21 protein-coding genes are annotated in these 21,822 nt (G+C 64.5%); 8 read left to right on the top strand and 13 right to left on the bottom strand.

The window, feature by feature from the left end:
* Positions 1-108: 108 nt before the first annotated feature.
* Positions 109-1,308 (top strand): ADP-forming succinate--CoA ligase subunit beta, encoded by a 1,200-nt coding sequence (gene sucC, locus SJY12_RS10750; RefSeq protein ID WP_050601424.1) that lies wholly within the window; start codon positions 109-111, stop codon positions 1,306-1,308.
* 125 nt (positions 1,309-1,433) lie between these two features.
* Here the strand turns inward: sucC and SJY12_RS10745 are convergent, their stop codons facing one another.
* Positions 1,434-1,904: a DUF6265 family protein gene (locus SJY12_RS10745; RefSeq protein ID WP_397505338.1), complete on the bottom strand. Its 471-nt coding sequence runs from the start codon at positions 1,902-1,904 to the stop codon at positions 1,434-1,436.
* 240 nt (positions 1,905-2,144) lie between these two features.
* On the opposite strand from SJY12_RS10745, the gene SJY12_RS10740 reads away from it, so the two are divergent.
* Both SJY12_RS10740 and SJY12_RS10735 read left to right on the top strand, forming a co-directional pair.
* Positions 2,145-2,891: an electron transfer flavoprotein subunit beta/FixA family protein gene (locus SJY12_RS10740; RefSeq protein ID WP_348031417.1), complete on the top strand. Its 747-nt coding sequence runs from the start codon at positions 2,145-2,147 to the stop codon at positions 2,889-2,891.
* A gap of 27 nt (positions 2,892-2,918) precedes the next feature.
* Entirely contained in the window at positions 2,919-3,848 is a 930-nt protein-coding gene (locus SJY12_RS10735) for an electron transfer flavoprotein subunit alpha/FixB family protein (RefSeq protein ID WP_397505337.1), read from the top strand.
* A 204-nt stretch (positions 3,849-4,052) separates the two neighbouring features.
* Here SJY12_RS10735 and SJY12_RS10730 read toward each other — a convergent pair whose 3' ends face one another.
* The 6 genes from SJY12_RS10730 to SJY12_RS10705 all read right to left on the bottom strand — a co-directional run bounded on the left by SJY12_RS10730 (position 4,053) and on the right by SJY12_RS10705 (position 11,255).
* A complete protein-coding gene (locus tag SJY12_RS10730) occupies positions 4,053-5,267 on the bottom strand; it encodes a DUF445 domain-containing protein (RefSeq protein ID WP_397506696.1) in 1,215 nt (404 codons plus the stop codon).
* 65 nt (positions 5,268-5,332) lie between these two features.
* The gene (locus SJY12_RS10725; RefSeq protein ID WP_397505336.1) at positions 5,333-8,809 is read right to left on the bottom strand and encodes an efflux RND transporter permease subunit; all 3,477 of its coding nucleotides are present in this window, start codon (positions 8,807-8,809) and stop codon (positions 5,333-5,335) included.
* 14 nt (positions 8,810-8,823) lie between these two features.
* Complete coding sequence (locus tag SJY12_RS10720) at positions 8,824-10,026, bottom strand: efflux RND transporter periplasmic adaptor subunit (RefSeq protein WP_348031411.1); 1,203 nt, start codon at positions 10,024-10,026, stop codon at positions 8,824-8,826.
* Between the two features lie 240 nt (positions 10,027-10,266).
* Positions 10,267-10,530: a GlsB/YeaQ/YmgE family stress response membrane protein gene (locus SJY12_RS10715; RefSeq protein ID WP_050601431.1), complete on the bottom strand. Its 264-nt coding sequence runs from the start codon at positions 10,528-10,530 to the stop codon at positions 10,267-10,269.
* A gap of 134 nt (positions 10,531-10,664) precedes the next feature.
* Entirely contained in the window at positions 10,665-10,964 is a 300-nt protein-coding gene (locus SJY12_RS10710; protein WP_050601432.1) for a DUF1153 domain-containing protein, read from the bottom strand.
* Between the two features lie 3 nt (positions 10,965-10,967).
* Positions 10,968-11,255: a hypothetical protein gene (locus tag SJY12_RS10705; protein WP_156488744.1), complete on the bottom strand. Its 288-nt coding sequence runs from the start codon at positions 11,253-11,255 to the stop codon at positions 10,968-10,970.
* A 108-nt stretch (positions 11,256-11,363) separates the two neighbouring features.
* Between SJY12_RS10705 and mnmA the strand changes: the two genes are divergently transcribed.
* Positions 11,364-12,518 (top strand): tRNA 2-thiouridine(34) synthase MnmA, encoded by a 1,155-nt coding sequence (mnmA, locus tag SJY12_RS10700; RefSeq protein ID WP_050601433.1) that lies wholly within the window; start codon positions 11,364-11,366, stop codon positions 12,516-12,518.
* On the opposite strand, the gene SJY12_RS10695 is transcribed toward mnmA, so the two are convergent.
* The gene (locus SJY12_RS10695) at positions 12,515-12,859 is read right to left on the bottom strand and encodes a hypothetical protein (protein ID WP_233996522.1); all 345 of its coding nucleotides are present in this window, start codon (positions 12,857-12,859) and stop codon (positions 12,515-12,517) included. The two genes, mnmA and SJY12_RS10695, sit on opposite strands and share 4 nt — an antisense overlap.
* A 30-nt stretch (positions 12,860-12,889) precedes the next feature.
* On the opposite strand from SJY12_RS10695, the gene SJY12_RS10690 reads away from it, so the two are divergent.
* The gene (locus SJY12_RS10690; protein ID WP_348031406.1) at positions 12,890-14,017 is read left to right on the top strand and encodes a serine hydrolase; all 1,128 of its coding nucleotides are present in this window, start codon (positions 12,890-12,892) and stop codon (positions 14,015-14,017) included.
* Here the strand turns inward: SJY12_RS10690 and SJY12_RS10685 are convergent.
* Genes SJY12_RS10685 through pdxH form a run of 3 tightly spaced genes read right to left on the bottom strand, consistent with a single transcriptional unit; the run spans position 14,014 to position 16,348 of the window.
* On the bottom strand, positions 14,014-14,811 hold the full coding sequence (locus tag SJY12_RS10685; RefSeq protein ID WP_397505335.1) for a PhzF family phenazine biosynthesis protein: 798 nt from the start codon (positions 14,809-14,811) through the stop codon (positions 14,014-14,016). The two genes, SJY12_RS10690 and SJY12_RS10685, sit on opposite strands and share 4 nt — an antisense overlap.
* Positions 14,808-15,743 carry a cation diffusion facilitator family transporter gene (locus SJY12_RS10680; RefSeq protein ID WP_348031402.1) on the bottom strand — a complete coding sequence of 312 codons (936 nt, stop codon included), beginning with the start codon at positions 15,741-15,743 and terminating at the stop codon, positions 14,808-14,810. The genes SJY12_RS10685 and SJY12_RS10680 overlap by 4 nt, the downstream gene beginning before the upstream one ends.
* Positions 15,740-16,348 carry a pyridoxamine 5'-phosphate oxidase gene (pdxH, locus tag SJY12_RS10675; protein ID WP_160766265.1) on the bottom strand — a complete coding sequence of 203 codons (609 nt, stop codon included), beginning with the start codon at positions 16,346-16,348 and terminating at the stop codon, positions 15,740-15,742. The genes SJY12_RS10680 and pdxH overlap by 4 nt, the downstream gene beginning before the upstream one ends.
* A gap of 202 nt (positions 16,349-16,550) precedes the next feature.
* Between pdxH and SJY12_RS10670 the strand changes: the two genes are divergently transcribed.
* From SJY12_RS10670 to fabI, 3 genes are read left to right on the top strand one after another with little or no spacing between them, the layout of a single operon-like run.
* Positions 16,551-17,507: a DnaJ C-terminal domain-containing protein gene (locus tag SJY12_RS10670; protein ID WP_050601438.1), complete on the top strand. Its 957-nt coding sequence runs from the start codon at positions 16,551-16,553 to the stop codon at positions 17,505-17,507.
* Between the two features lie 18 nt (positions 17,508-17,525).
* Positions 17,526-18,533, top strand: a complete 1,008-nt coding sequence (locus tag SJY12_RS10665; protein ID WP_397505334.1) for a YihY/virulence factor BrkB family protein — start codon at positions 17,526-17,528, stop codon at positions 18,531-18,533.
* Positions 18,530-19,333 (top strand): enoyl-ACP reductase FabI, encoded by an 804-nt coding sequence (gene fabI, locus SJY12_RS10660; RefSeq protein WP_230832255.1) that lies wholly within the window; start codon positions 18,530-18,532, stop codon positions 19,331-19,333. Before SJY12_RS10665 ends, fabI begins: the two co-directional genes overlap by 4 nt.
* A gap of 16 nt (positions 19,334-19,349) precedes the next feature.
* On the opposite strand, the gene wecC is transcribed toward fabI, so the two are convergent.
* Both wecC and wecB read right to left on the bottom strand, forming a co-directional pair.
* A complete protein-coding gene (gene wecC, locus SJY12_RS10655; protein ID WP_397505333.1) occupies positions 19,350-20,615 on the bottom strand; it encodes a UDP-N-acetyl-D-mannosamine dehydrogenase in 1,266 nt (421 codons plus the stop codon).
* Between the two features lie 68 nt (positions 20,616-20,683).
* Positions 20,684-21,808: a non-hydrolyzing UDP-N-acetylglucosamine 2-epimerase gene (gene wecB, locus SJY12_RS10650; protein ID WP_050601442.1), complete on the bottom strand. Its 1,125-nt coding sequence runs from the start codon at positions 21,806-21,808 to the stop codon at positions 20,684-20,686.
* Positions 21,809-21,822 lie beyond the last annotated feature (14 nt).

Here is a 21,822-nt window from a genome sequence, read left to right as displayed (position 1 = left end):
CCGCGCCCTGCACCCGAAAGCGGGCCTTTTCAAGCGGGCCCAGACATGCTTATGGCCGGTGCGACTCTTATTCCCCCACGCGCGTTACGCGAAGGACGAAGGATTCCCATGAACATCCACGAATACCAGGCCAAGGAACTGCTTGCGAAATACGGCATCGGCATCCCCGCCGGCCATGCCGCCCTTACTGTCGAAGAAGCGGTGGAAGGCGCCAAGAAGCTGCCCGGTCCGCTCTACGTCGTGAAAGCGCAGATCCACGCCGGGGGCCGCGGCAAGGGCACGTTCAAGGAACTCGGCCCCGATGCCAAGGGTGGCGTACGTCTGTCGAAGAGCATCGAGGAAGTCGAAGCCAACGCCAAGGACATGCTCGGCAACACGCTGGTCACTGTCCAGACCGGCGATGCCGGCAAGCAGGTCAACCGGCTCTATGTGACCGACGGTGTCGACATCGCGCAGGAATACTATCTGTCGATGCTGGTCGACCGCGCCACCGGCCGGGTCGCCATGATCGTTTCGACCGAAGGCGGGATGGATATCGAGGAAGTCGCGCATTCGACTCCCGAAAAGATCACCACCATCACCATCGACCCGGCGCAGGGCTTCATGCCGCACCACGGCCGCGCGGTGGCCTTCGCGCTCAAGCTGACGGGTGACCTCAACAAGCAGGCCCAGAAGCTTGCCAAGCAGCTCTACACGGCCTTTATGGATCTCGACTGCGAGATGCTCGAGATCAATCCTTTGGTCGAAACCGAGGACGGCAACCTGCTCGTGCTCGACACCAAGATGAGCTTCGACGGCAACGCGCTGTTCCGCCACAAGGATGTCGAGGCGCTGCGCGACGAGACCGAGGAAGACCCGGCCGAAGTCGAGGCCAGCGAATACGATCTCGCCTACATCAAGCTCGACGGCAGCATCGGCTGCATGGTCAACGGCGCGGGCCTCGCCATGGCGACGATGGACATCATCAAGCTCAATGGCGCCTTCCCTGCCAACTTCCTCGACGTGGGCGGCGGCGCGACCACGGAGAAGGTGACGGCGGCGTTCAAGATCATTCTCAAGGACCCCGCGGTCGAAGGCATTCTCGTCAACATCTTCGGCGGGATCATGAAGTGCGACGTCATCGCCAATGGCATCGTCCAGGCCGCGAAGGACGTGAATCTCTCGGTGCCGCTGGTGGTCCGCCTCGAAGGCACCAATGTCGAAGAAGGCAAGGCCATCCTCGACAACTCGGGCCTCGCGATCGTCAGCGCCGACGATCTGGGCGACGCAGCGAAGAAGATCGTCGCCGAAGTGAAGCAGGCAGCCTGATCGGCGACTAACGGATTGCCGCATCCGCTCGTGCGGGCATCATGCCTGTGCGAGCGGGGCGGCCCGATCCCCCGGTCCCGAACACAGGTCGGGCCATGCGAACAGCGGGTTTCGCAGGCGTGCTGTCAGCGAATGCGGGTAAAGCGGAACACCAGTTCCTCGGCCGCTTCGCCGGCGCCCTTTACCCGGACCGCCACCAGCAGCCCGTCCGCGCCATCGCAGCGATAGGTCAATGCGCTGAAATAGGCGGCACATTCCTCGATCGCCAGCAGCGGGAAGGACACCATCTCGTCCTTCTCCTCCCAGCCAGTGAGGTCGGGATTGAAATGCTTGAGCCGGACGACGAGCGATCCGGCGTCTTCGGCAATATACATGTGCTCGTTGAACATGATGCCGCCGGCCGGCCTTTCCTGCACGAAGCTTCCCACCATGGTTCCGCCGCTTGGGGGGAGCCAGCTTTCGTATGCCGCCGCTTCGCCGATCCCGCTGCCGTGCCATTGGCCGACCAGCCAATCGAGCGCTTCCACCTGCGCCGGCGGAGGTATGTGACCCTCCGGAGCGACGCGGGTTTCGTTCGCCTGCGCCGGTGGCGCCATCAGCGCTCCCACGGCCGCGGCAATCGTCCAGACGCGTATGGCTTTCCTCCCATCGACAGGAGGCGAAACCATTCGCCTCGCCAGCCATAGTAAAGCTGCAGGCCGGCACCGCTTGACCCGCCGTGCCGGTCACGCGAGGGATCGTCCCAAGCGCCGCATGGTGGCACTCCGGCTTGCTTGACGTTTACGTAAACGCAAGCTAGGCGGTGCCTACAGTTTCTATCGAGAGGAAGGTATCGCATGAAAATCCTCGTCCCCGTGAAACGGGTGATCGATTACAACGTCAAACCGCGCGTCAAGGCGGACGGTTCGGGCGTGGACCTCGCCAACGTCAAGATGAGCATGAATCCCTTCGACGAAATTGCCGTCGAAGAAGCCATCCGCCTCAAGGAAGCGGGCAAGGCCGAGGAAATCATCGCCGTCAGCATCGGCCCGGCAAAGGCGCAGGAAACGCTGCGCACGGCGCTCGCGATGGGTGCCGACCGCGCGATCCTGGTCGAAACCGACGATGCGGTCGAACCGCTAGCGGTCGCGAAGATCCTCAAGGCGATCGCCGCTGAGGAAGAGCCCGGCTTGGTGATGTTGGGCAAGCAAGCGATCGATGACGATTCGAACCAGACCGGCCAGATGCTCGCCGCGCTTATGGGCCGTCCGCAGGGTACCTTCGCTAACACCGTCGAAGTCGATGGCGACAGCGTTACGGTAAAGCGCGAAGTCGACGGCGGCCTGCAGACGGTGAAGCTCACCCTGCCGGCGATCGTCACCACCGACTTGCGTCTGAACGAGCCGCGCTACGCTTCGCTGCCCAATATCATGAAGGCGAAGAAGAAGCCGCTCGATACCAAGTCGCCCGCCGATTACGGTGTCGATACCGCCCTCCGCCTGACGACCACGAATGTCTCCGAACCGCCGGTTCGCCAGGCAGGCGAGAAGGTCGAGGATGTCGATGCGCTGGTCGCCAAGATCAAAGCGCTCGGTATCGCCTAAGTCAGACAGACGAGAAGGAATACAGACATGAAAACCCTCGTTTGGGTCGAACACGACAACGCCAGCCTCGCCGACGCCACTTTGGCGGCGGTTACCGCCGCCGGAAAGCTGGGCGAAGTCCACCTGCTGGTCGCTGGTTCGGGCTGCCGCGCAGTGGCCGACCAGGCGGCGAAAATCGCCGGCGTCGGCAAGGTCCACATCGCCGACGATGAAGCCTATGCCAATGCACTGGCCGAAAACGTTGCCCCGCTGGTGGCCGAGCTGATGGACCATCACGACGCATTCGTTGCGCCCGCTACCACCACCGGCAAGAACATCGCGCCGCGCGTCGCCGCGTTGCTCGACGTCATGCAGATTTCGGACATCCTTTCGGTCGAAGGCGACAAGACCTTCACTCGCCCGATTTATGCCGGCAACGCCATCGCGACGGTCGAATCCTCCGATCCTAAGCTGGTCATTACCGTCCGCGGCACCGCCTTCGACAAGGCCGATGCCGATGGCGGTTCGGCCGAGATCGAAGAGGTTTCTGGCCCGACCGACGCAGGTCTCTCGAGCTTCGTCAGCGAAGAAATTGCAGAAAGCGATCGTCCCGAACTGACCAGTGCCAAGGTTATCGTCTCGGGCGGCCGCGCACTGAAGGATTCGGAAACGTTCGAACAGGTCATTACCCCGCTCGCCGACAAGCTCGGCGCCGGTATTGGCGCAAGCCGGGCGGCAGTCGACGCGGGCTATGTCCCCAACGACTACCAGGTCGGCCAGACGGGCAAGATCGTGGCTCCCGAAGTCTATATCGCTATCGGCATTTCGGGCGCGATCCAGCACCTTGCCGGGATGAAGGATTCCAAGACCATCATCGCGATCAACAAGGACGAGGACGCGCCGATCTTCCAGGTTGCCGATGTTGGCCTGGTCGCCGACCTGTTCAAGGCAGTGCCGGAGCTGACTGAAAAGCTCTGAGCGCAAAGTTCGACCGAACAATCAACCCTCTCGTCGATGCTCGACGGGAGGGTTTTTCTTTGCCCGCATCCGCCGTTCGGCCGGCATCGCATTCTGGTAGGCAAACGGCATCGCCGGATTGCCGCAAGGACAATTCAGGTCGCGCAGCCCAGCGGATCGTTCGCGGTACCAAGCGAACTCGCTCTGTCGCGAAAGCGGTGCAAATCAGATTACGTAGACATCCAGCGCGTGGATCGTCAGCCCCACCAGCCCGCCGACCAGCGTGCCGTTGATGCGGATGAACTGGAGATCGCGGCCCACAGCGCTTTCCACCCGGTCGGTGATCGTCACCGCATCCCAGCGGCGCACGGTTTCGGACACGAGCTGGACGATCTGGTTGCCGTAGCGGGTCGCGACCCCCACCGCGGTCCGGCGCGTGAAGCGATTGACCTGCCGTTGCAGGCGCTGGTCGTCACGCAGCGCGGCGCCGAGTTCCGCCAGAGTTTCGCCGATATAGCTGGGACCGGTTTCGTCGCCGGAATTGCGAATGCTCTTGATCAGCCCGGCGCGCAGCCGTTCCCACACGCCCTGCCACCAGTTGCCGATCGCAGGATTGTCGAGTAGCTCGTTCTTCAGCCGCTCGACCCGCTCCTGCATCACGGGGTCGTCCCGCAGCCCGCGCGCGAGATCCTCCAGCCCTTCCTCGATCTTGTTGCGCAGCGGGTGCTCGGGATCGACCAACACTTCGGCGAGCAGCTTGTAGAGTCCGTCGATGACCGAATTCGCCAGCCGCTCGTCGAGCCCGGTAAAGCGCAGGACCGCATTGGCGCGCCGGTGGACCATCTCGCGCACCATCGCCTCGTTGTCTTCGAGCACGAGACCCGCCCAGCGGATGATCTTGTCGATGAGCGGCTTGTGGCGCCCGTCGGCGATCATCGCTTCCAGCATGCCACCGAGCAGCGGGGCGACCTCGAGTTTGCCAAGCTGGGTCTTGATCCCGCTGCGCACCTGCGTGCCCAGTCGGTCTGGATCGAGCGATTCGAGCACCTCGACGGCCAGCTCCCCGGCTCCCGCCTGGATCCGCGAATCCTTGGTCGCTTTGGGATCGGCGAGGTAACTGCCGATCGCTCCGGCAAGGTTCATCGACCCCATCCGGCGGCCCACAACCGCCGGCGTCAGGAAATTGTCGCGCAGGAACCCCGCCATCGTATCGGCGATGCGGTCCTTGTTCTCGGGGATGATCGCCGTGTGCGGGATTGGCAGGCCCAGCGGGTGGCGGAACAGCGCGGTCACCGCGAACCAGTCCGCCAGCCCGCCGACCATCGCGGCTTCCGCGAAGGCGTGGAGATAACCCCATCCCGGGTGCTCGCCCAGATACCGACCCGACCACAGGAACAGTGCCGCCATGAGGACGATCAGCCCCGTCGCCGTGCGCCGCATCATCCGTGCGCGATCCGCCGGGATCGGTACGCCGGCAGCCGCCCGGCCCGTTGGCAGTGGATCGCTCACTCCGCGGGTTCGGCCCCCGGCCCGGCGGTGCTATCGCCGATGATGCCGCGCGTATCGTCGCCCTCCTTGTAGGTGAGCAGGCGGTTGCGCAGCCACGGTCCGACGCGCTTCTCGAAGCTGTCTGCAAGGCTGAAGCCGGCGGGGACGATCAGCAGGGTGAGCAGGGTCGACAGGATCAGCCCCCCGATCACCACCGTGCCCATCGGCGCGCGCCAGGCGCCGTCACCGGACCCCAGGACACCCGAAAGCGCGGTCGGAACCATGCCTGCGGTCATGGCAACGGTCGTCATCACGATCGGCTGGGCGCGCTTGTGGCCGGCGTCGATGATCGCGGGCAACTGGCGGGTGCCCTTGTCCATCTCCTCGATCGCGAAGTCGATCAGCAGGATCGAGTTCTTCGACACGATCCCCAGCAGCAGCAGGATACCGATATACACCGGCATCGACTGGGGTTGGCCGAACAGCCAGACCAGCAGGATGCCGCCCAGCGGAGCGAGCGCCAGGCTGGTCATGTTGACCAGTGGGCTCATCAGTCGCTTGTAAAGCAGGACCAGCACTGCGAACACCAGCAGGACGCCCGACACGATGGCGATCAGAAGACTGCTGATCAGTTCCTGTTGCCATTCATCCTCGCCCACGACATCGCGGATGACCCCCTGCGGGAGATCCTGCAGGATCGGCAGCGCGTCGATCTCGGCCTGCGCCTCGCCCTTGACGACACCCTGCGCCAGATCAGCCCCCACCAGCACCCGGCGGTTCTGGTTATAGCGCTGGATCGTGGTCGGGCCTGATCCGAAGGAAACATCGGCTACCCGCGAAAGCGGAACCGATCCGCCGCTGGCGGTCTGGACCGGCAGGTTGCGGATCGTTTCGAGATCCTCGCGCGAGCGCTCGGGCAGCTTGACGCGGATCGGGATCTGCCGGTCGGAGAGCGAGAACTTCGCGGCATTCTGCTCGATCTCGCCCATGGTGGCGATTCGGATGGTCTGGCTGATCGCAAGGGTCGTCACCCCGAGTTCCGCGGCGAGGTCCTCGCGCGGTTCGATGATCAGTTCGGGACGGTTGATGTCCGCACTGATTCGCGGGGCCACCAGCGTGTCGATCCCCTTCATCTGTTCGACCAGCGTGGCGGCGGTGTCGTTGAGCAGCTCGGGATTCGAACCGGCCAGCATCACTGTCACGTCGCGGCCCGAACCGAACCCGCCCGACTGCGAGGCGAAGCGCACCCTTGCGTCCGCGATCTTGGCGAATTCCGGTGCCAGGGCGCGTTCGAATTCGATCGAGGTGCGCTCGCGGTCGGGCTTGAGCGTGACGTAGAGCGTTGCCTGCCCTTCACGAACGCGTTCCAGCGCGAGTTCGACCTCTTGCTGCGCATAGAGGAGGTCGGCGACCTGGTCGGTCACGCGTTCGGTGGTTTCGAGCGTGGTGCCCGGAACCATCTCGATTTCAACCCGGCTGTTTTCATCGTCGATGTTGGGCTGGAACTGGCCAGGGACAATGCTGAACAGGAGAATGGTCAGCAACAGCGCGAAATAGCCGACCCCGAGCATCCAGACCCGGTGATCGAGAAAGCGCGCATAGAGATACTGCCAGGCCTGCGCCATATGGTCGCCGAACATGCGGACGACGAACCCGGTTATGCGGAAGAATGCCAAGGCGGCGAGCAGGCCGATCGCCAGCGCCAAGGCAAGCTGTACCAGGCCGACGAGCGTGGCGAGGAACTTGACCAGGCCCTGCGGATCGGGATCGCCCCCAGTGATGAGATCGGGCAGCCCCAGTCCCTGGATCAGGGAAGACGCCTGGAAAGTCGCAATGGCCGAAATCGCCAAAGCGCCGAGCACGACCAGCAGCAATGCAACGATGTAAAGCCCGCGGCTGCGCGGCCCTTCTATACCCTGCCGGACCGCCAGCATCTTGCCGCGATCGAGAGACCAGCGCAGGATGCCCATGTACCGGTCCATCATGCGGCCCTCGCCATGCGCGGCCTGGCCGTGTGCCTTGAGGAAGTAGGCGGCCAGCATCGGCGTGATCATCCGGGCGACGGCAAGCGACATCAGCACCGCGACCACGACGGTGAAGCCGAAGTTCTTGAAGAACTGTCCCGAGATCCCCGGCATGGCCCCCACGGGGAAGAACACGGCGACGATACAGAAACTGGTGGCGACCACTGGCAGGCCGATCTCGTCAGCCGCGTCGATAGAGGCCTGGTAGGCAGTCTTGCCCATCCGCATGTGCCTCACGATGTTCTCGATCTCGACGATCGCATCGTCGACCAGCACGCCTGCGACCAGCGCCAGCGCCAGCAAGGACAGCTGGTTGAGGTTGAAGCCGAGCAGATCCATGAACCAGAAGGTCGGGATCGCGGACAGCGGGATCGCGACAGCCGATATCGCAGTCGCACGCCAGTCGCGCAGGAAGAAGAACACGACCACGACGGCAAGGATGGCACCCTCGATCATTGCCGCCATCGCGCTTTCGTACTGGTCCTTGGTGTATTTGACCGTGTTGAACAGCGGGATGAACTTGACGCCCGGATTCTCCGCTTCGATCTGCGCGATCTTCTCGAGCGCTTCTTCATAGACAGTGACGTCCGATGCGCCCTTGGCGCGGCTCATCGCGAAATTGACGACTTCCTTGTCGCGGACCTTGCTGATCGATGTGCGTTCTGAATAGCCATCGCGCACCGTGGCGACATCGGCCAGCTTGACCGTGCGGCCACCGCCCAGCTGGATCTGCCGCTGGCTGAGCGCGTAGGCATCCTCGCTGTTGCCCAGCACCCGCACCGATTGGCGCGTGCCGCCGACTTCGGCCATACCGCCCGCGGCATCGACATTGCTCTGGCGCAGCACGCCGTTGATCTGGCTGGCTGTCACTCCCAGCGCCTGCATCCGCGGCAGGTCGAGGATAACTTCGATCTCGCGGTCGACCCCGCCAAAGCGATTGACCTCGGCCATGCCTTCGATGCTGAGCAATTGCTTGGCGACCGAATCGTCGATGAACCAGCTAAGCCCTTCGATCGTCATGTCGTCGGCTTCGACCGCATAGATCGCGAGGAAGCCGCCGGAGATTTCCTCCTTGGTGACGCGCGGTTCGAGAATTCCGTCGGGCAGGGATCCACGGACCGTGTCGACTGCATTCTTGACTTCGGCGACCGCATCGTTGGGATCGGTGCCGATCTCGAACTCGATGAAGGTGTTCGAATTGCCCTCGCGCGCGGTCGAATTGAGCGAATTCACGCCGTTGATCGAGCGCACGGCCAATTCGACGCGCTGGGTGATCTGGTTCTCGATTTCGGTCGGCGCGGCGCCGGGCTGCGAAATCGAGACGTTGACGGCGGGAAACTCGATGTCCGGATTGTTGACAACATCCATCCGGGCAAAGCTGATCAGGCCCGCCAGCAGCAGCGCCGTGAACGCCACCAGCGGAATGACCGGGTTGCGAATCGACCAGGCAGAGATGTTGCGGAAGTTCATCGAGTTACCCCTGCTTAGTCGTCGAGCTCGGCGAGCTGCGTCCGGACCGTTTCACCTTCGGTCAGGAAGCCCCCTGCGCGCAGCACGACACGTTCCGAACCGTTCAGCCCTTCGGCGATCACGATACCTTTCGACGTGACCGTGCCGGTGGTCACCGCGCGGCGTTCGGCCTTGTCCTCGCCATCGATGATCAGGACATAAGCGCCGTCCTCGTCGGACAGCACCGCGCTTTCGGGAAGGATCGGCGCGACGACCGTGCCGCTGGCAATCGTTGCAGTGGCGAAACCACCCGGCCGCAGGCCCGGAGCGTAGCTCAGCGCAATGCGTGCAGTGCCCTGGCGATCCTGCTCACTGATGATTGGCGAAACCTGCCAAACCTGCCCGGTGAACAGCTTGTCGGTGCCGACCGGGCGCACCTGCGCACGCGTTCCCGGCGAAATCGACGCCAGCGCGTCCTCGTTCAGCCGCGCGAGCAGTTCCATTTCGCCCCCGCGGGCGATCCGGAACAGTGGCGGCGAACCGGCGCTGACCGTCTGGCCGGGTTCGACATTGCGTTCGAGTACATAACCCGCCGCGGGGGCGAGGATGTCCAGGCGGGCATTGCGCGCGCGCAGTTCGGCCAGCTGCGCCTGCGCCACGCGGACGCGTGCGACGGCGGCATCGCGGGTCGCGGTCAACCGGTCGACATCGGCTTGCGAAACGAAGCCGCGTTCGACCAGCTGCAATGCGCGATCGAGATTGGCCTGCGCTAGATCGGCATCGGACTGCGCGACCTGGACCTGTGCGGAAAAGCTCTGGACCTGCTGCGACTGGACCGAGCGGTCGATCCGGGCAAGCACCTGGCCCTGACTTACCCAGTCGCCGGCATCGACCGGCACCGAGACGACACGGCCGCCCTCGCCCACGACGCCGACCGGCATTTCACGCCGCGCGGCGAGCGAGCCGGTCGCGGTGATTTCACCTTCGACCGTGGTCCGCCCCGGACGCACCACGGTAACCGTGGGCGCCTGCGCGTTTTCTTCCCCGGCGGGGGTCGTCGTGCCACCACGCATGGCGAAATAGGCCGCAATCGCGAGACCGAGGACGATAAGGCCGGCGATGATGATGATCCTGCGGCGATCCGTACGCCGTTTCTCGAGACGGTCGTCTTCGTCGGGATCGAAGTCGACCGTGATCGGATCGCCCTTCTCGGCCATTACACCTGACTCGTAATTCATGTCGTACCCTGCCCCAGAAGCGCTGCGAACGAGCAGTGTATTACATTGCTATATCACTCAGCGCAAGAATTTCGCATGGAGGCGATAGACCCGGGCCCAGCGCAGGGCAATCGACGCTTCGACCGGGGGCCGGTATAGCCGGACGAATGTCGCCCGCGCGCCACAAGCAGCGCTGCCGCATATACGAAGGGCGGGACGTCCTGCGACGCCCCGCCCTGAAACTTCAGTAAGTGACCCGGCTTAGCGGACGCGGCCACGCTGGATGAGATTGGCGATGCCGAGCAATACGATGGCACCGACCAGCGACATCAGCAGACCCGGAATGCTGAATTCGGTCAGCGTCGAGCCGACCCCGATTAGCGAACCGATGAAGCGGCCGATGAAAGAGCCGACGATGCCGACGACGATATTCCAAAAGATGCCCATCGAGGCGTCGCGGTTCATAACCAGGCTAGCCAGCCAACCGATAATCCCACCGACGATAATAGCGATAATCCAAGCCATTCGAATTCCTCCTGTTCTTCCCGTCAACCCGATGTGCCTTCAACGAAAGCATGGGCTGACCGGTTCCCCGAATTCGGCTCGAGGATGAACGCGCAGCGATGGAGGAGTCAAATCGTTCCCGTGACGAATGGCGATCAGTATTTGAGCTGGCGTTCGTAAAGGTCGCGGTAATGCTGAATCCGGGTGACGCGCAGCCCCTGCATGCCCGACCGATCGACAGCGCGCTGCCACGAAGCGAATTCCTCGAGGCTGAGCGAATAGCGTTCAAGCACCTCGTCGATCGTCAGCAACCCGCCATTCACCGCCGCGACCACTTCCGCCTTGCGCCGCACCACCCAGCGCTTCGTATCGGGCGAAGGCAAGTCGTCCACGGTTAACGGCTCGCCAAGCGGCCCGATAACCTGTGCAGGGCGGATGTCCTGGTTTTCGATCATTCTCTACTCTCTGTCGCCTTGGTCCGCGTCGTTCGCGGGATGACCAAGACCTAGGGGGGCGGCTTTTCCATCGCTTAAAGCAGCTTGGTTAACGGTCAGTTTACCTTCTTCATTGCCCTCGCGGCGGGCTTGCCCAAAGGCATTGAAGCCAGCCTCCACTCGTTCGAATTCGTCGCGCAAATCGCGAGTCGCGGCGAGTTTCGCAACCAGATCGGTCCAGCGAAACTGGCGCAGATCCGCGCTTCCGCGCTGATCCGGTAGCGTTTTTTCTTTGGAGCGGCCCTCAAACATGGTCTCCGTACATAGGCGACCCATGGTAAACGGATCGTGAAGGTCGCAGCAGCGCTCGCCAGCCCGTGGTATCTGGCGGCCTCGCGCCAATCCGTGTATGGCTTTGCCATGCCCGCAACCGATATCCTTTCGCCGGACCAGGCCGCCGCTCTGTTCGACCTGCCGCGACCGGCAGCCGAATGCCGCATCGTCGTCGCCATGTCGGGCGGCGTCGACAGTTCGGTGGTCGCCGCGCTCGCCGCGAGGACCGGTGCCGAAGTCATCGGCATCACCCTGCAGCTGTACGATTACGGCGCCGCCACGGGGCGCAAGGGCGCCTGCTGCGCCGGTGACGACATCCGCGATGCACGCGAGGTAGCCGAACGGCTGGGCATCGCGCATTACGTCCATGACCACGAGGGCGCCTTTCGCGAAGAAGTGGTCGAGACATTCGCCGACGACTACCTCGCCGGACGCACGCCCGTGCCCTGCATCCGCTGCAACATGGGGCCCAAGTTCACCGATCTGCTCGACATGGCACGTGAACTGGGGGCGGACTGCCTTGCCACCGGGCATTACGTGAAGCGCGTCATGGGGGCCGCCGGCCCCGAATTGCACCGCGCTGCCGATCCGGCGCGCGACCAGTCCTATTTTCTCTACGCCACCACCGACGACCAGCTGGCCTTCCTGCGCTTCCCGCTCGGCGGCATGCCGAAAGCGGAAGTGCGCGAGCTCGCCGAAGGGTCGGGATTGCGCAACGCTGCCAAGCCCGACAGCCAGGATATCTGCTTCGTACCCGATGGCGACTATGCCAAGATCGTGCGCAAGATGCGGCCCGAAGGCGCACAGCCGGGGGCGATCGTCCATGCCGCGACCGGAGAGCAGCTGGGCGAACACAAGGGCGTCATCCACTATACGGTAGGCCAGCGCCGCGGACTCGACATCGGGGGCCAGCCCGAACCGCTGTATGTCGTCGGCATCGACGCCGCGTCCGCACAGGTCAGGGTCGGGCCCAAGCGCATGCTGGCCGTGACCGCCGCGCAGATCATCGAGACCAACCGCATCGGTCCGCTGCCCGATGTCCCGCTGACCGCCAAGGTGCGTAGCCTCGCCAAACCGGTGCCGGTCACGCTCGAAGGCTCGCTGGGCAATGGGGCCGAAGTTGCGATCCGTTTTGCCGATCCGGAATTCGGCGTCGCGCCCGGCCAGGCGGCCGTCCTCTACGCGGGCGAGAGGGTCGTTGGCGGCGGATGGATCGATTCGACGACCCGGGTCGCCGCCTAGTCGCGCCACTCCTGCAGGACGCAGCCATAGCCTTCCCGGTAGGCGGCGGTTTCCGATGCGACCAGCGGGATCGATGCCGTGACGCTCCTGGCCGCCGCGTCATCGCTGAGCGAAACCAGCTCCATCCCTGCCAGCCTGTCCTTGGCGCAATCGTCCAGGCTGCGATCCGCGACGAAACGACACGAGCAGCCGACCCGCGCGGCATAGGCAACCCCTGCCCCGCCGGTCTTGCGCAGCCCTTCGCCCCACGCGAGCCACGCCGCACCGAGCAGCACGGCGACAAGCAGGATCGACCAGAACCAGAGGCGGGTTTTGCGAGTGCGGGTTTTGGCCGTTGCCAAGCGGGATTCCTTCATGCGAGTGACGCACATATGTTCATGCGGCCCACCCCCCTTATCGCGCTTGCGCTCGCCACCTCAAGCCTTGCGTCCTGCGGATCGTCCGGACCGGCGCAGGAACCCCCGCTCAGCGAAGAAGCGCTCGCTGCGGTAAGCAAGCAGCCCGGCGCGCCCACCCGGCCGCTGGCGCGGGCAGCGGACGATCTGTTCACGCGCGAGGGCCTTGGCGAAACCCGCGCGCTGGTGGTTTATCACGGAGGAACCCTGGCGGTTGAGCGCTATGCGCCGGGATATGATGCCGACACGCGTTTCGTCAGCTGGTCCATGGCCAAGACGGTCACCGCGATCATGATCGGCATGCTGGTTGCCGACGGGCAGCTCCGGCTCGATGCGCCCGCGCCCGTGCCCCGGTGGCAGCGCACCGGCGATCCGCGCGCCGAAATCACCCTGCGCCACCTGCTGCAGATGCGCGCCGGGCTCGAACATACCGAGGCCGGCGATCCACCCTATGACAGCAGCGAAGTGCGCATGCTGTTCCTCGACGGGCGCGACGACATGGCCGATTACGCCACCGCGCAGCCGCTCGAGGCCGAACCGGGCGAACGGTTCGAATACTCCTCCAACACCACTGTCATCCTTGCCGATATCGCGGCCCGGGCGCTGACCGGGAGCAGCGATCCCGATATCCGCCGGCAGGCGGTGACCGACTATCTCGCCGCACGGCTGTTCGAACCGCTGGGCATGACCAGCGTGGTGCCCGAATTCGATCGCGCCGGCACGCTGATCGGCGGCAGCCTGATCCATGCCACCGCCCGCGACTGGGCGAAGCTGGGTGAGCTGCTGCGCAACAAGGGGTCCTATCGCGGCGAACAGCTGGTGCCGCGCGCTTGGGTCGAGGAAATGGTCACCCCCAGCCCCAAGAGCCCGCATTACGGGCTGCAGACATGGCTCAACCGGCCGACGGGTGAAGACCAGCACCCGCTGATCCCCGCCCGCGCGCCCGAATCCGCCTTTTCGATGATCGGGCACATGGGCCAGTACGTCTTCGTTTCGCCCGCGCAGAAGCTCACCGTCGTCAGGCTTGGCCATTCCGACGCGCCCGAGCGCCGCGCCATGCTGCAGCAGCTGGCCGATCTCATCGAATTGTACCCCGCCAGCTAGGGCAGCAGGAACCGGCCCTCGACCACGGTCACGCAGTCGCCGGACAAGATCGCCTGCTCGCCATCGCGGCGGCAGGTGGCATGGCCGCCGCGCTGCGACGCCTGGAACGCGGTGAAGCTGTCGCGTCCCAGCCGTTCGGTCCAGAAATAGGTCAGCGCGGCATGGGCGGAACCGGTGAAACTGTCTTCGTCCACCCCGCTCCCCGGTACGAACACGCGGCTGACGACATCGCTGTCCGAACCGCGCGCAGTGCAGATGAACTGGTCGCTGCCCAGCGCGCCCAGGCCGCGCAGGTCGGGATCGAGTGCGCGCACCTGCGCTTCGCTGTCGAACAGATAGATGCCGTAGCCATCCTCGTTCAGCCACACTTCGGCCGGTTCGGAGCCGAGCAACGCCGCCGCTTCGGGCCATGATCCCGGCGCACTGCGGATAAGCGGCAGCGCCAGTTCGTATGCCGTGCCGGTGCGCGCGACTTCGAGAAGCCCGGCCCTGCGCGTACGGAAGGTGACCCTGTCGCCGCCATCGCGGGTCAACAGCACATGTCCGCTCGCCAGCGTGGCGTGGCCGCACAGGCGGATTTCCTCGGCCGGGGTGAACCAGCGCAGCTCCCACTCGGCCGCGCCACTCTCGTCGCGGACGAGGAAAGCGGTCTCGGCGAAATTGTTCTCTTCGGCGATCGCCAGCAATTCGGCATTGTCGGGCCAGCGCTCGAGCGGCATCACCGCAGCCTGGTTGCCCGTGAACGGCCGGTTGGCGAATGCGTCGACATGCCAATAGGGTATCGTGCGGCTCATGCGTCTTTCTCCAGCTTGGCGAATTCATTGTCTTCGACCAGCGGGTTGTCGGGCTCGTCGACATGGCCTTCGGGGTCGATGTGGATCAGCAATTCGGTTCCGGGAAACTGCGCGATCAGGTCGGCCTCGACCCGGTCGATGATCGCATGCGCGGCCGCAATGGTCAGCGCCGGGGGTAGATCCACATGGAACTGGACGAAGTCGCGGTTCCCGCTGGTGCGCGTCCGCAGGTCGTGGAGATTGGACAGTTCGGGATGGCGCGCCGCAGCTTCGACGAAGGCCTGGCGCTTTTCGTCGGGCCATTCGCGGTCCATCAGATCGTCGACCGCATCGCTCGCCCCGCGCCATGCGCCCCATGCCAGCCAGCCGGCAATGGCCAGGCCGAACAGCGGATCGGCGATCCCGAAACCCGCATATTGGTCGAGCACCAACGCGGCGATCACGGCAAGGTTGAGCAGCAGGTCGGACTTGTAATGCAGGTGATCGGTCTGGATCGCGAGGCTCCGCGTCCGGTTCATCACGAATCGCTGCCAGGAAAGCAGCGCGAAAGTGAGCGCGATGGCGATCAACGATACCGCGATGCCTTCCTGCGCCGCAGCGGTGGGCCCGCCCGCCGCCAGCTGCATGATCGCGCGCACCGCAATGCCGAATGCCGAAAGCGCGATCAGCATCACTTGGAAGATCGCCGCGAGCGCCTCGGCCTTGCCATGGCCGAAGCGGTGATCCTCGTCGGCAGGCATCGACGCGATCCAGACGCCGGTCAGCGTGGCAAGGCTGGCCACGAGATCGAGCGCCGAATCGGCCAGGCTGCCGAGCATGGCAGTGGACCCGGTCCGCCAGCTAGCCCAGGTCTTGAGCGCGACCAGTATCAGCGCGACCGAGATCGACGCGACGGCAGCGGACCGCGCGAGCAGGGCGCGATCGGTCGTCATGGGTACAGAAGCGTGTCGGACCACGCCTCTTCCGCAGCATCGCGGACGAACAGCCGGCGATCATGCAGCCGGTACTGGCGATCCTGCCAGAACTCGATCCGCCGCGGGCTGAGCCGGAAACCCGTCCAGTGCGGCGGGCGCGGAATGTCACCTTCGGGATAGCGTTCCTCGAGCGCCGTTACCCGGTCGAGATAGACCTGGCGGTCGGGCAGCGCGCGCGACTGGTCGCTGGCTGCCGAGCCGATCTGGGAGACGCGCGGCCGCGAATGGAAATAGGCGTCGGCTTCGGCGCTGCTCACTTCCTCCAGCGGGCCTTCGATGCGAATCTGGCGGCGCAGGCTCTTCCAGTGAAACAGCAGCGCCGCACGCATATTGGCGCGGATCTGTTCGCCCTTGCGGCTTTCGGCATTGGTATAGAACACGAAACCGTCCGGGCCGTGGCCCTTCAGCAGCACCATGCGGACCGAGGGCAGCCCGTCTTCCGACGCGGTTGCGAGCGCCATCGCATTGGGATCGTTGGGTTCGCTTTCCTTCGCTTCGGCGTACCACACTTCGAAGAGCATGAAGGGATCGCTTTGCGGGATGGCGCTTTCGTCGGACTGCATGCGGGCTTTCCTAGGGGGTGGGAGACTTGGAACACATGGAACACGGTTCTGGAGCAAAATTCTGCGCGGGCCGTTGGCGCTTCGAGAGCGGTACAGACAGGAGAATTGCGGTATCCATGATCGATCCCCTATCCCCGATCCCAGCCGTAGGAAACCGCGCGTGCTTGCGCGGTGCCGCTGTAGTGCCTAGCTGATACGCCAAATGGCCACGAACTCTTCAGATCCCTATGCCACGCTCGGCGTCAGCCGCAATGCGTCCGAGAAAGACATCAAGAGCGCTTATCGCACGCTGGCGAAGGAGTTGCACCCAGACCGCAACAAGGACAATCCGCAAGCGTCCGAACGCTTCAGCAAGGTCACCAATGCCTATGACCTGCTGTCCGACAAGGACAAGCGGGCGCAGTTCGACCGCGGCGAAATCGATGCCGATGGCAATCCGGCCAATCCCTTCGCCGGCATGGGCGGCGGCGGGTTCAGGCCCGGCGGCGGCCAACGCGGCTACCGGCCCGAAGACATGCAGGGTTTCGGCACCGAGGACGTCGACCTGGGCGATATCTTCGAAGGATTGTTCGGCGGCCGCGGCCCGCGCGGTGGACCCGGCGGCAGCCCCTTCGGGGCGCAGCAGCGGCGCGCGCCGCAGAAGGGCGCCGATGTCGCATACCGGCTGCGGGTCCCCTTCATCGATGCCGCGACGCTCAAGCCGCAGCGCATCACGCTGGCGGACGGCAAGACGATCGATCTGAAACTGCCCAACGGGGTCGAGGACGGGACGCAGATGCGCCTGAAGGGCAAGGGCGAACAGGGGCCCGGCGGACCGGGCGACGGGCTGGTCACGATCGCGATCGACCCGCACAGTTTCTTCAAGCGCCATGATGACGATGTGCGCTTCGACCTGCCGATCACGCTCGACGAGGCGGTTAACGGCGGCAAGGTCCGCGTCCCGACGGTCGATGGCCCGGTCATGATGACGCTCAAGCCCGGGACCAGCGGCGGCACCGTGCTGCGCCTCAAGGGCAAGGGGTTCACCCGCAAGACCGGCACCCGCGGCGACCAGCTGGTAACGCTCGAAATCCAGCTGCCCGATACGCTCGACGAACTTGCCAAGCGCCTCGATGGATGGAAGGACGAGAGCGATCCGCGGAGCAAGCTCGGGGTGTAGCCCTTGTCGCAAAAGGAAATGCCGGACAGCTGGCGACGCGAAATCCAGTCGCTTTCGCCCGAGAAGCGGCGCGAGGAAGCCCGCGATCTGCGCGGCCGGATCGAACAGCAGGTCGGCCCGGGAACACGCGCCTGGAAAGTCGCCAAGCGTGCGCTGATCGGCACCTATAACGATGGGTTCATCCACGCGGGCAATCTGGCCTATCTGTCGATGCTGGCGATCTTCCCTTTCTTCATTCTCGGCGCGGCGGTGTTTTCCGCCTTCGGCGAGGAAGCCGAACGCGCGGCCACCATCAACGCCGTCCTCTATGCGCTGCCGCCAATGGTCGGCAGCGTCATCGAACCCGTCGCGCGCGACGTGATCGAAGCGCGCAGCGGCTGGCTGCTCTGGGCCGGGGCGGCGGTGGCGCTGTGGACCGTGGGCAGCCTGATCGAAACGATCCGTGACATTCTGCGGCGCGCCTATGGCACGCAGGCGACGCATGCCTTCTGGAAATACCGGCTGCTGTCCGCGGGCATGATCCTCGCCGCGGTCTTTCTCTTGCTGCTCAGCCTGATCGCGCAATTCCTGATCGGCGCGGCGCAGGAGGTGATCGAGGCCTATTTTCCCCAGCTGGTCGACCGCGTGGTGGCGCTGCGCCTGTCGCGGATCGTGCCGTCGCTCGGCCTGTTTGGCTCGCTCTACCTGATCTTCTATTCGCTGACCCCGTCCAAATACCGGCGCAAGCGGTATCCCAAGTGGCCGGGGGTGCTCCTCACCACGATCTGGTGGATCGCGGTGACCACGATCATGCCCGCGGTGCTGCGCAATTTCTTCGCCTACGACCTGACCTATGGCGGGCTTGCGGGCGTGATGATCGTCCTGTTCTTTTTCTGGCTTGTCGGGCTCGGGGTGGTTATCGGCGCGGAACTGAATGCGGCGCTGGCCGAGACGCCCGAAGAGGAACTCAGCCAGACGGAAGAAACCGACGAAGGCCGCCGCGCCGCCCTGGCGCGCGAAATGGAAGAAGAGGAGCATGCCGCATGAGCGGGTTGATGGCAGGTAAGCGCGGGCTGATCATGGGGCTCGCCAACGACAAGTCGCTGGCATGGGGCATCGCCAGGCAACTGGCGGAGCATGGGGCGGAACTGGCCTTTTCCTACCAGGGCGAAGCGCTCAAGAAGCGCGTCGGCCCGCTGGCGGAACAGGTGGGCAGCGATTTCCTGATCGAATGCGACGTATCGGACATGGATGCGCTCGACACCGCCTTCGATACGCTCAAGTCGCGCTGGGAGACGATCGACTTCGTCGTCCACGCGATCGGCTTTTCGGACAAGAGCGAACTGCGCGGGAAATATGTCGACACCAGCCTCGACAACTTCCTGATGACGATGAACATCTCCGCCTATTCGCTGGTCGCGGTGGCCAGGCGCGCACGCGCCATGATGCCCGAGGGCGGTTCGATCCTGACGCTGACCTATTACGGCGCGGAGAAGGTCATTCCGCATTACAACGTGATGGGCGTGGCCAAGGCGGCGCTGGAATCCAGCGTGAAATATCTGGCCAACGATCTCGGCCCGGAAAACATCCGCGTCAATGCGATCAGCGCCGGCCCGGTGAAAACGCTCGCTGCGAGCGGGATCGGCGACTTCCGCTACATCCTCAAATGGAACGAGCTCAATTCGCCGCTGCGGCGGAATATCACCATCGACGATGTCGGCGGCTCGGGCCTCTATCTGCTGTCCGACCTGTCATCGGGCGTGACGGGTGAAACGCACCATGTAGACGGCGGCTACCACGTCGTGGGCATGAAACAGGAAGACGCGCCCGATATCGCGCTCGATTAGCGAACTGCCCTGCAGCTCAGGCCACGTCGGGCCATATCCCGCGCGTGTCGTAAACCGCCTTGCCCAGCCGCTCTTCGGGCGGAATCACCTTGAAGACATCGTGGTCTACCAGCGGGATCAGCAGCTCCGATTCCTCTAGCGCGGTGTCGATATCGACCAGTTCGGCGCCGGTGCCTTCGAATTCGGCTGGCAGGGAGCCGGCATAGGGTTCGACCACCTGCACGCGCGCGCCGAATTCGCGGGCGAGCGATGCGGCGACGAAGCGCGCGGGCGATTCGCGAAAGTCGTCGATATTGGCCTTGAAGGCGAGCCCGAGGCAGGCAATCTTCGCGTCCGGATGGGCCGCGGCCAGTGCCCGCGCGCGGGCCAGGACGTGGTGCATCTTGGCGTCGTTGGTATCGCGGGCCTGGCGGATGATCTTGGCCTCGTCGGGCGCGCCATGGACGATGAACCAGGGATCGACCGCGATGCAGTGCCCGCCTACGCCCGGTCCGGGGGTCAGGATATTCACACGCGGATGCCGATTGGCCAGGCGGATGACCTCCCACACGTCGAGCCCCTGACGGTCGGCGATCATCGAAAGCTCGTTCGCGAAGGCTATGTTGACGTCGCGAAAGGCGTTTTCGACCAGCTTGGTCATTTCGGCGCTGCGCGCATCGGTGGTGACGCATTCGCCCTTCACGAAGCGTTTGTAGAACGCCAGCGCCTTGCGCGCGCACCGCGGAGTGATTCCGCCGATCGAACGGTCGTTATGCGTCAGTTCTTCGAGGATCCGGCCGGGCAGCACGCGTTCGGGGCAATAGGCGATGCTTACGTCGGGCAGCCCCTCGGTCAGCCCGGGCAGTGCAAGATCGGGACGCCGCGCGGCGATGGCATCGCGCATGGCCTCCGTGGTGCCGACCGGCGAAGTCGATTCCAGGATGACCGTATCGCCCTTTCTTAGGACGGCAGCGACCTGCTCTGCCGCGGCCATGACATAGGAGGTATCGGGGGTGTGGTTGCCATCCTTGGCGAACGGCGTGGGTACCGCGATGACGAAAACATCCGCGGGCGCAACTTCGGTCGAGGCCTTGAGCAGGCCGCGCTGCACGACCGCCTGGACCAGCCCGTCGAGATCGACCTCCTCGATATGGATCTCGCCGCGATTGATAGTGTCGACCACGGTCTGCGTCACATCGACGCCGTGCACCGGACAGCCGGCGCGAGCGATGATCGCCGCCGTGGGCAAGCCGATATAGCCGAGACCGATGACGCACACATCGGGCTTTGTATCACCACGCATGAAACTGTTTCCCTGAACCTTTGGCGGGTTGTGGTAGCGCGTGTCGGTAAATTTAACAGTAACGCCGGTCAGCTGGCTGCGAGCAGATCGGCGATCCGTTCGGCGGCATGCCCGTCGCCGAACGGGTTGTGCGCCTGCGCCATCGCCGCATAGGCCGCCGGGTCGTCGAGCAGACGATTGGTTTCGCGCACTATCCTGTCGGCATCGGTTCCGACCAGCCGGGCGGTTCCGGCAGCAATGCCTTCGGGCCGTTCGGTGGTTTCGCGCATCACCAGCACGGGCTTGCCCAGCGCGGGCGCCTCTTCCTGTACGCCGCCGCTGTCGGTGAGCATCAGGTGGCTGATATCGAGCAGCCGCGCGAACTGCGGGTAATCAAGCGGCTCGAGTAGCGCGACATTGTCGAGCCCGGCCAGTTCGGCCTTCATCACCGCGCGCACCTGAGGGTTGAGATGGACGGGGAAAATAACCGCAACGTCCTGCCGAGAGGCGATCGACTTAACCGCTTTGGCGATAGCTTGCATGCCCTCGCCGAAATTTTCACGCCGGTGGCTGGTGACCCCAATGATCCGCCGCCCCGCGAAACGTTCTTCCAGCGCGCGCAGCCCATCCGCCAGCGCGGGGCTGTCGCCCACGCGCGCGGTGACCCATTGCAGGGCATCGATAACCGTGTTGCCCGTCACGTGGACGGTCGCCGGATCCACGTTTTCACGCAGCAATGCATCCCGGGCGGTCGTGGTCGGCGCGCAGTGCAGCGCGGCAAAACTGCCGACAACGCGGCGGTTCACTTCCTCGGGCCAGGGATGGTGGATGTCGCCGCTGCGCAGGCCCGCTTCTACATGGCACACGGGTATCTTGCGATAATAGGCGGCAATCGCCCCCGCCATCACGGTGGTGGTATCGCCCTGGACGACGACCCAGTCTGGCTGTTCGAGATCGAGCACCTTGCCGATTTCCACCAGCGCCCGCGCGGTGAGAGCATCGAGCGTTTGTCCGGGAGTCATCAAGTCGAGATCGTGATCGGGAACGATGCCCGCGATATCGAGCACCTGGTCGAGCATCTCGCGGTGCTGCGCTGATATGCACACGCGGCCAATAAACCGGTCGTCCCGTGCTAGCCGGTGAACCAGCGGGAACAGCTTTATAGCTTCGGGACGCGTCCCGAACACGGTGAGGATCTTGCGCGGCGCGGCCATTGCACTGCCCTAGC

Origin of the sequence: Qipengyuania sp. R86523 (assembly GCF_044596365.1) — a bacterium.
GTDB classification, from domain to species: Bacteria; Pseudomonadota; Alphaproteobacteria; order Sphingomonadales; family Sphingomonadaceae; genus Qipengyuania; species Qipengyuania citrea.
Note: the sequence above shows the minus strand (reverse complement) of the source record. Positions and strands in the feature narration are given on the sequence as shown.